Source organism: Streptomyces sp. NPDC044064, assembly GCF_056434245.1.
This window is the reverse complement of sequence record NZ_JBWKFN010000038.1, coordinates 45,813-60,054: the sequence shown is the minus strand read 5'-3', so window position 1 is coordinate 60,054 and position 14,242 is coordinate 45,813. Positions and strand designations below refer to the sequence as shown.

The window sequence follows — 14,242 nt, the reverse complement described above, 5'->3', positions numbered from 1 at the left end:
TCTCATAAACGACTGCCGAAACCACGCGGGCGCCGTAGTCGCTGTGGCACGCCTGGCTGTCCGTCCTCGCCCCGGATCTCCCTCCTGCAGGACCCCGTCCCGCAGTGCCTCGGGGAGCTTTCCGAGCGGTTCCCGCGGCCCTGGATCGTCACCACCTGGGTGCCGGGCGCGCCTGCCGACCGTCAACACCACTGCGGACGCGGCCGAGACCTTGGCTGCCTACCTGACAACTCTTCACCGATCCACACCCGACGGGACGCCCCCCGGGCGTGGACGCAGGAACCAATCGGCCGACCAGGCCGAGCCTTTCGCCGAGATACCCGTCTCGATCACCCAACTGTGGGCTTCTCCCGGACCCGGACGCCGTTCGCGCGGTGTGGAAAGACGCCGCCCCGGACCCGCCAGATGCTCTCTAGCACGGCCCCCACCAGGACGGGGAAACACTCAACGCCCACACGTCGCCCGCTTGGTGAACCTCCGGGTCGTCGACATCGTGGTTGCCGTCCCCATACGGGTCGGGATCGGTGATGACGAAAATGCGCGCGCCGGACTCGGGCACGCGATAGCGGTGGATGTCCCCTGAAAGGTCATCGGGCTCGACCGTGCACCCCAGGGACAGGATCACGGACCGCAACTCCTCGTACCGGGCACGGGGCGCGAACTGTCCGTACTGCCGTTCCAGGTTCGGCGGTACGCAGGGGCCGTGGACCAACCGGTGGACCTGCACACTCACCCCGAAGCAGGACAGAGGCCCGTCGGCATCCGAGAAGGAGAGCTCCACCAGCCCGTAGTCCCGACGGAGCACCCCCTTGCCGGCATCGTCGAGGTAGTCGGGCCCCACCGTGGCCTCCCATGCGGCGAGGCCGGATCCGATTCCGGCCCCGAGGACGTCGCAGTGCGTGGCGACGTGGGCGTAGAAGTCCAGATCGGACACCCGTTGTTCTCCTCGACGAGTTTGGTCATACGTACTGACCAAACCCTAACGAGAGCGGCATTGACCGCGCGGCAAGCGTGCGCCACACCCCCATATAGTGGAGGCGAGCTTCAAGCAGTGGCGCGGTCTGGCCCTGCGGACAAACAAGCTCGCCATCGCCTACCAGGCGGCACTTCACCTCGCTGCCATCCTCATCTGGACCCGCAGGTGACCCCGCTCATCAGGTGGGCTCATCACGGTGAGCCCACCTGATGGCCCTTGCCGATGCGTGAAGATGAACCCATGGACGACCTCGTGAAGTTCCTTCGGGACCGCAACATGGCGGACAACCACGCCTATGCCGAGGTGGCCCATCGCTTCGGCGGCGACGCCCTCCTCGACAGCCACCTGCCGATGCTCGACCTGGTCGACCTGCTGGCCAGGGACTACGAGGCAATGGACCCGGCGGATGCACGCTACGCAGGTCTCGCGTACACACTCAAAGTGCTCGCGCAGTCGTACGCCGAAGACCCCCATTACCGCCAGGAGTGGAGCAATGCTCAAGATCTGTGGATCGGCCTCGGGAGGGGTGCTTCGCGAAACGCGGAGGGCGTACCTTCCCGAGTGATCGATTGATGGTCACCGAGTAGACCCGCGTTGCACCGCGGGTTGGGAAGGCACGCCGGTGCTCAGCGTAGTCAACAACGACGGAACCACCGAGACCGGATCCCTGATGCACGACATCGTCCGCGAGGGTGCCCGGCGGATGCTCGCCGCGGCCCTGGAGGCCGAAGTCAACCAGTACATAGCCGAGTTGACCGGAGTGCGGGACGAGGTCGGCCGCCGTCTGGTGGTCCGCAACGGCCATCATCGTGAACGGGCGGTGACCACCGCCGCCGGGCCGGTCGCGGTGAAGGCGCCCCGCGTGAACGACAAGCGCGTCGACGTGGAGACCGGTCAGCGCAAGCGGTTCTCGTCGAAGATCCTCGCGCCGCGGTGCCGCAAGTCCCCGAAGATCAGCGAGGTCCTCCCCCTGCTCTACCTCCACGGACTGTCCTCCGGGGACTTCGTGCCCGCGATGGAGCAGTTCCTGGGCTCCTCGGCCGGCCTCTCACCGGCGACGGTGACCCGGCTGACGAAGCAGTGGACCGACGACCACACCGCCTTCCAGGCCCGCGACCTGTCGGATTCCGACTACGTCCATGTGTGGGCCGACGGTGTCCACCCCAAGGTCCGCCTCGGCCGGGCCCACTCCTGCGTCCTGGTCCTCGTGGGCGCGCGCCCCGACGGCCGCAAGGAACTCATCGCGCTGGCCGAGGGGCTACGTGAATCGACCGAGTCGTGGGCGGATCTGCTGCGTGACTGCCGCCGGCGCGGCATGCGCGATCCCGAACTCGTGGTCGGTGACGGCGCGATGGGCCTGTGGAGGGCTCTCGCGGAGGTGTTTCCGCAGGCCAGGCACCAGAGGTGTTGGGTTCACAAGGTCCGCAATGTCATGAACGCGCTACCGAAGTCGGCTCAGCCCGGCGCAAAGAAGGCCCTGCAGGAGATCTACAACGCCGAGGACCGCGACCACGCCGAGAAGGCGATCAAGGACTTCGAGCGCGCCTACGGATCGAAGTGGCCGAAAGCGGCCAAGAAGATCACCGACGAGGCCGACGAACTCCTCGTGTTCTACGACTTCCCCGCCGAGCACTGGGTGCACCTGCGCACGACAAATCCCATCGAGAGTACTTTCAGCGCCGTGAAGTTGAGGACCAAAGTCACCCGCGGGGCCGGCAACCCGGCCGCGGCCCTGGCGATGGTGTTCAAGCTCGTCGAGTCCGCCCAGGCCCGCTGGCGCGCGATCACCGCACCCCACCTCGTCGCCCTCGTCCGGGCAGGAGCCCGTTTCGAACGCGGCGTCCTGGCCGAACGCGACGAGGCTCACGCCGCCTGAACCGAACTATGAGACGGGATGCCGGGGATCAGGTATCGCGGCTGAGGCCGGTGTGTCAGTGCTTCGTCGCGACAGGAGCTTCGGCGAACCACTCCCGCCCCATCAACAGGCCGAAAACGGGAGCCGGTAGGCGAGTCAGGATTCTCATCACGGGGGCCGCCCTGCCTGGCCCGTCGATCTGAGAACGGTGCGCGGCCAGCGCTTCTTGCTTCTGCCGGGCGAACTTCCGCACGTCAATCCGGTGCGTGATGGCCGCGCGAGGGGTGTAAGCGGCCCGCATCGCTTCAGGGTCATAGCGGCGAAGGACACCCATCAGCTGGAGTGCATGCACGACTCGGGCGATCGGCTCGCGCGGCAGCGTCGCCTCCAGTACTCGTGGGACGCCCGCCAACTGAGCGGCGCGCTTGCCGACCTCGTGCACTTTGACATGGTCGCGATGTCCGTAACCGCCGTTGGCGTCATAACTGAGCAGGAGATCCACCTTCTCCTCGCGCAGGATCACGGTCAGCCGCTCGGCGGCATCCTCAGTTTCCGCACGGACGAAGCGCGTGCGGTCCGGAGGATCGGGATAGAGGATCGCGCCATGGCCACTGTCCGCATAGCCCAGATGAACGACGCGATGGACGCCGAGCGCCTTCGCGCTCGCGCGCAGTTCGCCCAGTCGAAGCGTGTCGCCGTCTGATGCGGGGCCCATGAGTCCGTCACAGGCGACCACGATCACCACCCGGTGGCCGTCTGCGACGGCGCCGGCCAGGACGCCACCGGTCAGCATGACCTCGTCATCGGGGTGGGCATGAAAGGCGAGGAGGGTTGCCATGGCGGACATCATGGCACTGGCACTGCATCGGTTGCACACGATTGCGCACCTCGAGCCACTTCCACACCGTAATGGACTTTTTGCCGCTTTTGTTGTGGCTCAGTACATGAATCAGTCCGGCGAAGGTATCGACCCGCCTTACGGTGCTCTGTCTGATCTCGTCCGCAAGGTTCGGGACACCCGTCTGCCGATCTACACCATCGCCGAGACCCTGCGGTCCTGGAAGGTCTGAAGCCGGGGTTGTCCCGGGGCTTCAGGGAGCCAGGAGATGCCCGCCGCCCGGATCACTTGCCGTCCGTCCTGACGGCCTGCATGTCCGCCCTGCGACGTTCGGAGACGAGCAGGACAATGAGCTCCGGCTGCCCGGCGCTCACGCAACCTGGATGACCGTCTTGCCCACCGTGCCCTTCTTCGCGCGGAACGCCTCCGGCGCGCGGTCCAGGGGGTGTACGGCACCGACCAGCGGGCGGAACCGCCCCTCCCGGTACCTGCGAACGACCTCCACGAGGTGACCACGGTCGGGTTCGACGATGAAGTACAGGGCCCGGCCGTCCTCGGGCCGCACGTTCGGGGGCTGGGCGATGCTCACCAGCGTGCCGCCGGGCGTGACCACGGCGGCCGAGCGGTCCAGTACTTCTCCGCCCAGGCCGGCGAAGACGAGGTCGACATGGCCCACCGCCTCCTCCCACCCCGGCTGTTCGAGGTCGACGAACTCCTCCGCGCCGAGTTCCAGGACCCGGTCCCGGCTGCCTGCGCGCCCCGACCCGATCACCCGCGCCCCGGCCTCGCGGGCCATCTGCGTCGCGGCCATCCCCACACCGCCGCCCGCACCGTGCACCAGCACGCTTTGGCCCGCCTCCAGGCGCCCGTGGACGAAGAGGCCCTGCCATGCGGTGAGTCCCGGCATCGGCAGCGCGGCCGCCTCCACGTAGTCGATTCCGGCGGGCAGCGGGGCCAGATTCCGGGCCTCCACCGCCACGTACTCCGCGAGCGAGCCGTCCCGGTTCCAGTCGGTCAGCCCGATGACCCGCTGCCCGACCGAAAGCCCAGTGGTCCCGACCGCGACTTCGGCGACCTCGCCCGAGACCTCGTGCCCCGGGATGACGGGCGCACGGCCCCTGCCGCTCCGGTCGACCCAGGAAGCCGGCCAGGCCAGCTCGTCAGGCGTGAAGGAGGCCGCGCGCACCCGCACGACGGCGTCACCCTCGCCCGCGTACGGGTACGGCGCATCTTCCACGACCAGACCGTCCACAGCCGCATCCCGATCGTGAGTCCGTACGGCCTTCATGGCCGCTCCTTCCGGCCGGGGAAGCCCCCTCCACTCCAGAATGACGGCGGGACACGCACCGGGCGATTCGGCGAGTGCATGCTCGGCATGGGCGGGATCCGTCGGCGGATTCTCGGGCGGGTGGGGGCAGGGCGGTGCACACGTCACGGACGGCTCGGCGGACCACTGCGAGGACCGTGGGCTCATCGCGGACCTGCATGCCGCTGTGGGCGAGCGTGGTGAGGCGGCACAGATCAGCTCCCTTACGGCACCCGCGCGGGCGGAGACGGCGATCGGGGCGTGCTGGGACAGGCCGTAGTCGAGCGCAGTCACGGCGGGGGATGGCGTCTCGCGTACGAGACGACTCGGTGCCGGCGGCGACGGCGCCGTGGATCGCGGCCGGGACGCGGGGGGGGGCGTCGAGCAGCCGGTACCTGCGCGCGGCTGATGCCGAAACTCCCCGCCGCGCCAGGCTCTCAAGAGCCGTGGCTGAGCGACTGCGAGTCAACACCGGAGCGGCCGGGCCGTCACTCCTTGCGGTTGCGCACCGCGAGCACGGCGCCCGCGAGCGCGGCGATCCCGCCGCCGATCATGGACACAACCTGGATCGACGCCTTGTGGTCCACGGCGTAGAACCCCAGCCAGACGAAGGCCACGCCGAACCCCACCACGATCGCGTGCTCCAGCAGCCGGAACCCATAGCCCGCCCACTGGTCGAGGCGCTCACGGCGCAGTTGGCGCTCGACGAGGTCCCGCCGCCACGCGAGGTGGCCCGGGGCGATCTCCTGCCACTTGCGCGCCTCGTCGGCCACGGGGCTCCACACTCACCGGCGGACACCTCGCGGAGTACGGCGGCGGGCGCCGCGCTCCGCGAGGCGGTCCGAGGCCGCGTCGGGGCCTCAGGGCATCATCTCGTACGCCCCCGACAGAGCTTCGACGCGCTGCCAGACGCGCTCCGAACGCGCCTCGTCGACCGCCGGACGTCGGACGGCAGCGAGTGCCCAAAGCTGCTGCTCCTCGGTTGCGGAGTCCTTGCCGTGCAGCTCGACGGCGTGCGCGGAGAAGTCCCGTACGAGGACGGCGAACAATTCGTCGAGGACGTCCGCCTCGACGCCGGCCAGGTCTGCCTGCTCCAGGACCAGCTGCCCGTGGACGACAAGCGCGAAGAGCTGCCCGACGGCGAGGAGCAGGTCGAGGTCCCGGCTCTGCTTCTCGTCGGGAGCGGCCGTGCGGACGAACTCGCAGAGCGCGTCTGCCTGTTCGCGGAACCTGGCGACGTTGGCGAGGTGGGCGTACGCGTCGAAGGCCGGCCGCCAGTCGTGGAAGCGCACCGCGCCGAGGCCGCGGGCGGGCCCCTGCCGGAAGAGGAAGTCGTCGTCGGCCGCGTCGAGGCGGGTCGGGACGGGCTCGTACGCGACCGGGTCGAGCAGGTGGTTGCGCATGAACTTGAGGATCAGCGCCAGGTTGACGTGGACGGTGCCCTCCAGCTTCGGCAGGCCGCGGATCTCGACGGCGGCCTGCGCGAAGTAGTTGTCCTTCTCGAAGCCCTTGGCGGCGATCACGTCCCACATCAGGTCGATGACCTTCTCGCCCTCGGTGGTCACCTTCATCTTCGTCATCGGGTTGAAGAGGAGGTAGCGGCGGTCGTCGGGGCCCGCGGTGCGGAAGTAGTCGACGGCACGGTCGCTGAACAGCTTCATGCCGACGAGCCGGACGTACGCGTCGGCCAGCTCGCGCCGCACGTGCGGGAAGGCGGTGACGGGGCGGCCGTAGAGAATGCGGTTCTGGGCGTGGGTGACGGCCTCGTACATCGCGTGCTCGCAGATGCCGATCGAGGCGGTGCACAGGTTGAACTTGCCCACGTTGACGGTGTTGAGGGCGGCGTCGAAGGCGGCGCGGCCGGTGTGCAGCACGTCTTCCGGGGCGACGGGATAGTCCTCGAGGCGGAACTCACTGACGAACTTCGAGGAGTCGACGACGTTCTTCACCAGGTGGTAGTTCGCGTGACGGCTGTCGGCGGCGAAGAAGACGTAGCCGTCGGGGCCCTCGACATCGGTGCGGCGGCCGAAGACGGAGACCAGCCCGGCCGCATTGCCGTTGCCGATGTAGTACTTGGAGCCGGTCGCCCGGAAGCCGCCCGTGCCGTCGGGCTCCAGGAGCATGTCGGTGGAGTAGATGTCGGCGCCGTGGGCCTTCTCGGACAGGCCGAAGGCGAACACCTCGCCCTGGGCGAGCAGTTCGGCCGCTCGGGCACGGGCGTCGGGGTTGTCGCTCTGCCAGACCGGGCCGAGGCCGAGGATGGTGACCTGCCAGGCGTACCAATAGTCGAGGCCGTAGAAGCCAAGGATCTCGTTGAGGGCGGCGATGCGCGCGGTGTCCCACCGCTTGTCGCCCTCGCCCTCCCCGGCCGCGGAGGCGGGCGTCAGGAAGGTCGCGAAGAGCCCCTCCTTGGCTGCGAAGGCGAGGAAGTCGCCGAGCCAGGCACGGCTGCGGTAGTCCTCGATCAGCCTGCGCTTGCCCCGCTCCTCGAACCAGTCGACGGTGGCGCGCAGCAGCCTGCGGGTCTCCGGGTCGAAGTGCGCGGGGTCGTACGTTCGCGGGTTGAAGAGCAGCGCGTCGGCCATGGGTGCCGCCTTTCGGCTGGGAGGGGGGAGGGTGGGTCCGGGCACGGGTCCCGGGGGCCTGCTCGGCCGGTCGGTGATCGGTGATCAGCGATGGGTGATCAGTGACCGGTGCCGAAGCCGGCGAGTGTGGCGAGGACGTCGTCGAGCCAAGCGATCATCATGCGTTCGTAGGCGACGCCGCCGCGCAGGACGACGTGCTGGAGTTCCCGCTCGGCGTCGGGCGGACCGTCCGCCGGGGGTTCCCCGAAGTCGCGGGCCTCGCCCGCGAGGTAGTGGGCGAGGCGGTCGGTGTGGGCCTGCCGGTGCCGCTCGACCTCGCCGATCAGGGCGGCCGGATCGGCGAAGGCCGCGCCTCGGACCTTCACCGCGAGGTCGTGCCGCACACTCTCGGGCTCGGTCGGTTCGTGGAGCCACGCGGAGAGTGCTTCCCGTCCGGGGCCGGCGACGGAGTATTCCTTCTTGTCCGGACGCCCGTACTGCGGGACGTCCCGGACGTCGACCCAGCCGTCGCTCTCCATGCGCTTGAGCACGCGGTAGATCTGCTGGTGGGTGGCGGTCCAGAAGTACCCGATGGACCGTTCGAACCGCCGGGCCAGCTCATAGCCTGAACCCGGCTTCTCCAGCAGGGACACGAGGATCGCGTGCTCGAGCGCCATGCCCACGATCTTCCTATGCACCTCGTTGCATAGCAACGCTGCCGCGGTGAGACACGGCTCACCCGGTGCAGGTCGCGTAGATCATCGCCGACGGCAGCGTGCCGGGGACGGGGGAACACGGCCGGGCGTGCTCGGTGGCCGCGGTGTCCTCGCTAGAGGACACCTGCCTCACCGAGCGGGCTGTCCAGGAGACGCGCTAGTTCAGCAAGCAGAGACGGCGCCGCGCCGAGAGTACGGGGCCGGTACCCGCCGGTGCCCTCCAGCCTTTCAACACTTCGGCAGGAGAGTTCACCGTCTGCGGACCGGACGACCGCAAGATCCTGACTGAGGTCGGCACCTTCCTCACCGGCCTCGGTGCCGGGCAGCCCTTCCTGCCGGCGGTCGGCGACCGCGGCGTGCACCGCCGTGCCGCTGGCGACCAGCGACCCCGGCAGCACCCGCGCCCTGTACCTCCGGGCCGTGCGACGGGAGTCGGCCGGGGACCGGGATGGCGCCGAAACTCTTTACCGGCAGATCGCCGACCAGCCGGAACTAGCGCGGCGTTCTCGCTCACGCAGGAGAGCGGGCGCGGTGAGACGCAGACGCCCAGCCTGTATGCGGTCCCGCGGAGGAAATGGAACATGACCTTCGCCGTGCCCACCGACTTCTTCCTCCACGGCTGGATACAGGTTCTGCAGCCGGCGGAGGCCGCCACCTGGCTGATCTTGCAGTGGCTGGCGCAGACGATGCCGAAGCGCCATGCCGAGTCCGGCGTGTACCTGTACGCCAACACGCGCAACGACTAATTCCGACTCCGCCGTGACTCCTACGAAGACGCCTGCAACCGGCTCCTGGAGTTCGGACTGGTCCGATACGCCCAGCCGGGTACTGCTGCTGACGCGGATGCTGAGCCATCCTCCGAATCTTCATCTCCGCAGGGGCTGAACGCTGCGCGGGTCGCCGCGTTCCCCCAAGGGGGATGGGGGCCCAGCGATCGCTACGAGCCCGACCGCTACCAGGTGACCGACCGGGGTCTTTCCAAGGACGCCATGGAGAAGTGCCACAAGGAGTCCCTCCTGCGGCGCAGGGCGCTGGAACGACGCTGGGAAGCGAACGCCAAGGCCCCGAAGCAGCAAGACTGATGCGGGCCGACCTGTGCTCTGAAGGCCTTGCCGCTGCTGCGGTGTCGCACCCGGGCGTGGAGGAAGCGTTCACGTTCAGCACGTGTCACACGGTGACGGGCTGGAGCTGATGCCACGGGGCCGGGGGCGGAGCCATTAGCCGTACGGCGGCGTGGCAAGCCGTGACCCGCGGGTCCCCGGGCGCGTTGTCTCCGCGACACGTGCACCTGTTCCGATGCCCCCCGACAGCGGGACTCGTGTGGGTGACGGCCCCGATACCCGCCCGGCGTCGGGGCCGCCGTCGCCTGTGCCCGGCCGCCGACGGCAGCCGCATCTCTATCGGCGGCAGCCGGGTCCCCATGCGAGCGCACGTGCGGGAGCACGAGCTGGCCCGTGAGGAGAGCGAGGCCGCCCTCCGGCGGGCGCGGGAGGCGACAGCCGTCTCACCCGGCCTCGCGCACGGCCAGGAAAAGACACAGCGGTCACGCAGGAGCTGGACGCCTACCTGGCTGACCTGATCGAGACCAAACGCCGCCACCCCGGCCCCGGCATCCTCAGCGCGCTCGCCCCCGAGATGACACCGGCAGACCTGGAAGCCACCGCAGTGCTGCTCCTGGTCGCCGGCCACGAGACCACCGTCAACGCGATCACCAACACGACCCTCACCCTGCTGCGCCACCCCGACATCCTCGACCGCTTCCTGAAGGATCCGGACCTCGCCGTCCCGCTCATCAAGGAAGTACTGCGGTACGAGCCGCCGGTCCAGTTCGTCCCGTGGACCACCGCCCTGGACGACATCGACGTCGCCGGCACCACCATCCCCAAGGGCTCACCGGTCTGGCTCATGCTCGCCGCCGCCAACCGTGACCCCAAACGCTTCAAGGACCCCGACCGCTTCGACCCCGACCGCAAGGACAATGAGCACCTGGGCATGTACACCGGCATCCACTACTGCTTCGGCGCCCCTCTCGCCCGTATCGAACTCCATCTGGCCGTGCCCGAACTGTTCCGCCGGGTCAAACTCTCCCGGCTGCTCGAGGACCCACCTCCCTACCGCGCCAACGCGGTGCTGCGCGGCCCACGCCACCTCCCCGTGGCGATCGAAGGGGTCACGCCCTGACCACCGCCGCCCTTCGCCGGCGCAGCACCGCTCCACCCAGATCGCCGTTCGTCTCAGTTTCCGTCTCATTCAGCGCGGGTCATCACCGTTCAAGGGAGTCCGGCCGACGACTCTCGCTGAGGAGGCGAACGGCCATGAACGGTGATGACCCGCTAGGAACGTGGTCCGCTAGGCCGCCAACAGACTCGGAAAGCGTGTGGGTCGACGGCGGACGGGATGACTGCGGAGCCGCCCTCTTCCGAACAGGGCGAAAGCCAAGGGACCGGAACCAGTCGTAGGAACTGACGCGCCACAGAGAACGCCGATGCCGTAGCGCCGTGCGGTCTCGATACCGTCGGCTCCCGGATTGTGGCGGCCGCCGCCGGGAGGCAGTGTGGTCTCGAGACCGTTCGGGCGAAGCGGACCACATACGACCCGTCACGGATGCGGGCTGTGGCCTGTCCTCATCACGGAGCGAGTGGTCTGAACAGGGACCCGGCGGACTCGATCATCGCGGAACGAGCGCATCGGTACACAGGCCCGGAATGCGAGGGCCGACGCAGGATCGTCTCTTCCAGGCTGGTTTACGGAGGTATGGTGCATGTCGGAGAAGAACCCAGAGCGCGGCAGACCCGAGGTCTCCTTGCCGCCTGAAGTCAAGTTGCTGCAGGAAGTCACTCCGCCCTTCTTTCCCGAAGGCGGTTCGGGAATGACTATCCTCGTCGAGTGGCCTCCCGGTCACCCCGGACTCCCTCCGCATCGTCACTCTGGTCCGTCGTTCGGCTACGTGATGGAGGGCGCGCTCCGGTTCGAACTCGAGGGCGAACCGGAGCGTGTCGTCGAGGCCGGTGGGACGTTCTGGGAGCCAGGCGGTGACGTGATCCACTACCAGGACGGCAATGCCCTGTCGGACGCATCGACCAAGTTCGTGGTGACCATGCTGTGCGCGCCGGGCCGGCCGATGCTCACGTTGGTCGACGAGGAGGAGCTCAAGGAACGGGCGCACCTGCGCGCCCCACGCCCCTCCGGAGGCTGACCTGCGGGATCGCCGAGGGTGTGGAGCCCGGAACACCGATCCCGGCGCCGAGAGCGGACGAGCCGGACGAGCACACTTAGTTTCGTTCGATACCATATCGAATGAGCGGATGGCGTACTGTTGACCTCATGGCCACCCCCGGCGTCGCTCGGGAGGACTGGGAGGCGCGTCAGCGGGCCGCTTCCGCGAACTGGGACTGTTTCGGCGCACCCGTTGCCCTGTTCTGCTCCATCGACCGCGAGCTGGGGCGGTCGCAATGGTCCGACATCGGCATGTATCTGCAGACCGTCATGCTCGCTGCTGCGCGCCGAAGGGCTGCACAGCTGCACACAGATGGCCTGGGCGAAGTTGCACAAGACCGTCGCGGAGGCCCTGCCGCCCCCGGGTGAACTCGTCTTCTGCTGCGGCATGTCGATCGGGTTCGAAGACGTCACGGCACGTGACGCCCGCACAGGCCGGGCCCCGCTCGACGAGACGGTCACCTTCGTCGACGGTCTCTGACAACGCCCCTCCTCAGCCGATCGAGGCGCATGTTGCCACAATTGCACAGTGCCCCTATATGCCATATTTGGCCATATAGTCCCAAGGGAAGGGCGCCTGATGAAGATTGCAGTCATCGGCGGCACCGGGCTGATTGGCTCGCAGGTCGTCAGGAACCTGAACGCCGCCGGACACGAGGCGGTAGCCCACTCGAAGTCCACCGGCGTCGACATCATCAGCGGCCGGGGAGTGGACGAGGCGGTGGCCGGCGCCGACGTCGTCGTCAACGTGACGAATTCGCCGACCTTCGACGAAGCCTCGCTCGCCTTCTTCCAGACGTCGATGGACAACCTGCTGGCCTCCGCCCAGAAGAGCGGCGTCGGCCACTTCGTCATCCTGTCGATCGTGGGCGCGGACCAGGTGCCGGAACTGGACTACTACCGGGCCAAGGTGTTGCAGGAGAAGATCCTCGCGGACGGTCCGATCCCCTACTCGATCGTCCGGGCGACGCAGTTCATGGATTTCATGGACGCGGTCCTGTCCTGGACCGCCGACGGCGACACCGTCCGGCTGCCTGCCACGCCGATCCAGCCCATCGCTTCCAGGGACGTGGCCGACGCGGTGGCGCAGGTCGCCGCCAGGGCTCCGCTGAACGGCATCCGCAACATCGCAGGACCCGAGATCTTCCCCCTGGACGAGCTGGGCCGGATCACCCTGGCCCACGAGGGCGACAACCGCACCGTCGCCACCGACCCCACCGCCGGCATGTTCGCCGTCGTCAAGGGCGACGTCCTCACCGACACGAATGCCCACCTGGCCCCTACCCGCTACGCCGACTGGCTCTCCTAACCCGCTCGCACCCTGTCAGGTGTGCATGACGCGAAGAGCCACTTGTTCCCAGGCCTGTCCACGAGTGGTCACACGGAGCAGATGAGGGAGGTGAATGAATCCTGGACGTCTATGAGGCGGTCACGAGCCGACGAGCGGTCCGCGGGTTCACCGACCGGGAAGTCCCGAGGGCTGTCCTGGAGCGCGTTCTCTCCGCTGCGGCCTGGGCGCCGTCCGGATCGAACCTCCAGCCGTGGCGTGCCTACGTGCTGACCGGCCGACCGCTGGCCGAGCTCAAGAGGCGCGCTGGCGAGCGCGTGGCCGAAGGAGACCCCTGGGACGAGCGGGAATACGAGATGTACCCGGCCGCACTGAAGTCCCCGTACCACGAGCGCAGGTCCGCCTTCGGCCATGAGCGCTACAGCGCACTCGGCATCGAGCGCGAGGACTGGGAGGCGCGCCAGCGGGCCGCCTCCGCCAACTGGGACTGTTTCGGCGCACCCGCCGCCCTGTTCTGCTACATCGACCGCGACATGGGCCGACCCCAATGGTCCGACTGCGGCATGTATCTGCAGACCGTCATGCTGCTGCTCCGCTCCGAAGGACTGCACAGTTGCCCGCAGATGGCGTGGTCGGTGTATCGCAAGACCGTCGCGGAGATCCTGGCACCCCCGGACGAACTCATCCTCTTCTGCGGCATGTCCATCGGGTTCGAGGACGTCACGGTGGGCTACAGGCGTACGGGCCGTGCGCCGCTCGGCGAGACCGTCACGTTCGTTGAAGAATAGGATCAGCGCGCTCCGGCTTGTTCGTAGCGCTTCCTTGTCCTCCTTCGGCGCCTCTTCCGACTTATGCACTGGAGGCAAGACGCTCCAGGCCGAGTTGCTCCAATAGCCAGGCTGCGCTTCACCCACCGCGCGCTAGCCTGTCACCCAGGGGTGTTCATGAGCGATCGAGAACTATCCGAGTACGAGCGGATGTGGACCACTGAACGCGATCAGTGGCAGCTTCTCCGAACCGACGCAGGCTACTTGCCGATCCTGAAGGGTGATCCGCCGATAGCTGAGGTCATCTGTGATGACGACCTGGCGGACCTCGTGGTCGAGAGAATGTTTGCCGAAGGAATCGCAGTCGTTGACTCTCCCTGAGCCTGTCAAGGCACCAGCTGATGCCCGACATCAACAGCGACGAACGAGGCCGGACGAGAGCGGCCTCCAGCGGTCATCGCACTCTCACCGAGCCGGGATCCCTCCGACCTCCAGGGGCTCCGTGATCGGCCTGATAATGGAGTCCAGTTCGGGGCCTGGAGGTGAGCGTGTTGCCGGTGTGCGCTCCCCCACGCCGTCTTCACCGCCGCGCCACGGCCCAACGAGCAGGGAGCACCCTGCGCTGGCCGTGCGTGAGGTAAAGCCCCTGTTCAGGCCTGCCCGGCGGCCGTAACCCGCGCGGTCGGTGTCCGTTGCGCTGGGCATGGACAACCTTC

The 14,242-nt window shown here is 68.3% G+C and carries 15 protein-coding genes and 4 pseudogenes; 13 read left to right on the top strand and 6 right to left on the bottom strand.

What is annotated here, in order from left to right; genetic code table 11:
• Positions 1-47 precede the first annotated feature (47 nt).
• Positions 48-401: pseudogene (locus AC07DS_RS40510) on the top strand (phosphotransferase); the annotation flags it as partial.
• A gap of 11 nt (positions 402-412) precedes the next feature.
• Here the strand turns inward: AC07DS_RS40510 and AC07DS_RS40505 are convergent.
• Positions 413-934: a hypothetical protein gene (locus tag AC07DS_RS40505; RefSeq protein WP_479153769.1), complete on the bottom strand. Its 522-nt coding sequence runs from the start codon at positions 932-934 to the stop codon at positions 413-415.
• Positions 935-1,046: 112 nt separating this feature from the next.
• Here AC07DS_RS40505 and AC07DS_RS40500 point away from each other — a divergent pair.
• The 3 genes and pseudogenes from AC07DS_RS40500 to AC07DS_RS40490 form a co-directional block, all read left to right on the top strand.
• Positions 1,047-1,145 (top strand): annotated as a pseudogene (locus tag AC07DS_RS40500) (IS5/IS1182 family transposase); the annotation flags it as partial.
• Positions 1,146-1,216: 71 nt separating this feature from the next.
• A complete protein-coding gene (locus AC07DS_RS40495; protein WP_479153768.1) occupies positions 1,217-1,549 on the top strand; it encodes a hypothetical protein in 333 nt (110 codons plus the stop codon).
• Between the two features lie 49 nt (positions 1,550-1,598).
• Entirely contained in the window at positions 1,599-2,852 is a 1,254-nt protein-coding gene (locus AC07DS_RS40490; protein WP_479153767.1) for an IS256 family transposase, read from the top strand.
• 55 nt (positions 2,853-2,907) lie between these two features.
• Here the strand turns inward: AC07DS_RS40490 and AC07DS_RS40485 are convergent, their stop codons facing one another.
• A complete protein-coding gene (locus AC07DS_RS40485; RefSeq protein WP_479153766.1) occupies positions 2,908-3,669 on the bottom strand; it encodes a PIG-L deacetylase family protein in 762 nt (253 codons plus the stop codon).
• A gap of 31 nt (positions 3,670-3,700) precedes the next feature.
• On the opposite strand from AC07DS_RS40485, the pseudogene AC07DS_RS40480 reads away from it, so the two are divergent.
• Positions 3,701-3,901 (top strand): annotated as a pseudogene (locus AC07DS_RS40480) (toxin Doc); the annotation flags it as partial.
• A gap of 138 nt (positions 3,902-4,039) precedes the next feature.
• Here the strand turns inward: AC07DS_RS40480 and AC07DS_RS40475 are convergent.
• The 4 genes from AC07DS_RS40475 to AC07DS_RS40460 all read right to left on the bottom strand — a co-directional run bounded on the left by AC07DS_RS40475 (position 4,040) and on the right by AC07DS_RS40460 (position 8,216).
• Positions 4,040-4,957, bottom strand: a complete 918-nt coding sequence (locus tag AC07DS_RS40475; protein ID WP_479153765.1) for an NADP-dependent oxidoreductase — start codon at positions 4,955-4,957, stop codon at positions 4,040-4,042.
• 506 nt (positions 4,958-5,463) lie between these two features.
• Positions 5,464-5,760: a hypothetical protein gene (locus tag AC07DS_RS40470; RefSeq protein ID WP_479153764.1), complete on the bottom strand. Its 297-nt coding sequence runs from the start codon at positions 5,758-5,760 to the stop codon at positions 5,464-5,466.
• A gap of 75 nt (positions 5,761-5,835) precedes the next feature.
• On the bottom strand, positions 5,836-7,560 hold the full coding sequence (locus AC07DS_RS40465) for an acyl-CoA dehydrogenase family protein (protein WP_479153763.1): 1,725 nt from the start codon (positions 7,558-7,560) through the stop codon (positions 5,836-5,838).
• 98 nt (positions 7,561-7,658) lie between these two features.
• Entirely contained in the window at positions 7,659-8,216 is a 558-nt protein-coding gene (locus tag AC07DS_RS40460) for a PadR family transcriptional regulator (RefSeq protein WP_479153762.1), read from the bottom strand.
• A gap of 620 nt (positions 8,217-8,836) precedes the next feature.
• Between AC07DS_RS40460 and AC07DS_RS40455 the strand changes: the two genes are divergently transcribed.
• From AC07DS_RS40455 to AC07DS_RS40420, 8 genes and pseudogenes are all read left to right on the top strand, one after another.
• On the top strand, positions 8,837-9,001 hold the full coding sequence (locus AC07DS_RS40455) for a hypothetical protein (RefSeq protein ID WP_479153761.1): 165 nt from the start codon (positions 8,837-8,839) through the stop codon (positions 8,999-9,001).
• Positions 9,002-9,214: 213 nt separating this feature from the next.
• A complete protein-coding gene (locus AC07DS_RS40450; protein ID WP_479153760.1) occupies positions 9,215-9,337 on the top strand; it encodes a hypothetical protein in 123 nt (40 codons plus the stop codon).
• A 553-nt stretch (positions 9,338-9,890) separates the two neighbouring features.
• Positions 9,891-10,436, top strand: coding sequence for a cytochrome P450 (locus AC07DS_RS40445; protein WP_479153759.1), 546 nt, complete (start codon positions 9,891-9,893; stop codon positions 10,434-10,436).
• A gap of 580 nt (positions 10,437-11,016) precedes the next feature.
• Complete coding sequence (locus tag AC07DS_RS40440) at positions 11,017-11,451, top strand: cupin domain-containing protein (RefSeq protein ID WP_479153758.1); 435 nt, start codon at positions 11,017-11,019, stop codon at positions 11,449-11,451.
• A gap of 140 nt (positions 11,452-11,591) precedes the next feature.
• A pseudogene (locus AC07DS_RS40435) lies at positions 11,592-11,952 on the top strand (nitroreductase family protein); the annotation flags it as partial.
• A 99-nt stretch (positions 11,953-12,051) separates the two neighbouring features.
• Entirely contained in the window at positions 12,052-12,780 is a 729-nt protein-coding gene (locus AC07DS_RS40430; protein WP_479153757.1) for an SDR family oxidoreductase, read from the top strand.
• Positions 12,781-12,881: 101 nt separating this feature from the next.
• Positions 12,882-13,547: a nitroreductase gene (locus tag AC07DS_RS40425; RefSeq protein WP_479153806.1), complete on the top strand. Its 666-nt coding sequence runs from the start codon at positions 12,882-12,884 to the stop codon at positions 13,545-13,547.
• A gap of 156 nt (positions 13,548-13,703) precedes the next feature.
• Positions 13,704-13,907 (top strand): hypothetical protein, encoded by a 204-nt coding sequence (locus AC07DS_RS40420; RefSeq protein ID WP_479153756.1) that lies wholly within the window; start codon positions 13,704-13,706, stop codon positions 13,905-13,907.
• Positions 13,908-14,242 lie beyond the last annotated feature (335 nt).

Excerpts from the sequence above, each read along its gene's own strand:
- AC07DS_RS40485 (WP_479153766.1), bottom strand. The coding sequence starts at position 3,669 with ATGGCAACCCTCCTCGCCTTTCATGCCCACCCCGATGACGAGGTCATG.
- AC07DS_RS40475 (WP_479153765.1), bottom strand. The coding sequence starts at position 4,957 with ATGAAGGCCGTACGGACTCACGATCGGGATGCGGCTGTGGACGGTCTG.
- AC07DS_RS40445 (WP_479153759.1), top strand. The coding sequence starts at position 9,891 with ATGACACCGGCAGACCTGGAAGCCACCGCAGTGCTGCTCCTGGTCGCC.
- AC07DS_RS40440 (WP_479153758.1), top strand. The coding sequence starts at position 11,017 with ATGTCGGAGAAGAACCCAGAGCGCGGCAGACCCGAGGTCTCCTTGCCG.
- AC07DS_RS40460 (WP_479153762.1), bottom strand. The coding sequence starts at position 8,216 with ATGGCGCTCGAGCACGCGATCCTCGTGTCCCTGCTGGAGAAGCCGGGT.
- AC07DS_RS40495 (WP_479153768.1), top strand. The coding sequence starts at position 1,217 with ATGGACGACCTCGTGAAGTTCCTTCGGGACCGCAACATGGCGGACAAC.
- AC07DS_RS40420 (WP_479153756.1), top strand. The coding sequence starts at position 13,704 with ATGAGCGATCGAGAACTATCCGAGTACGAGCGGATGTGGACCACTGAA.
- AC07DS_RS40465 (WP_479153763.1), bottom strand. The coding sequence starts at position 7,560 with ATGGCCGACGCGCTGCTCTTCAACCCGCGAACGTACGACCCCGCGCAC.
- AC07DS_RS40455 (WP_479153761.1), top strand. The coding sequence starts at position 8,837 with ATGACCTTCGCCGTGCCCACCGACTTCTTCCTCCACGGCTGGATACAG.
- AC07DS_RS40430 (WP_479153757.1), top strand. The coding sequence starts at position 12,052 with ATGAAGATTGCAGTCATCGGCGGCACCGGGCTGATTGGCTCGCAGGTC.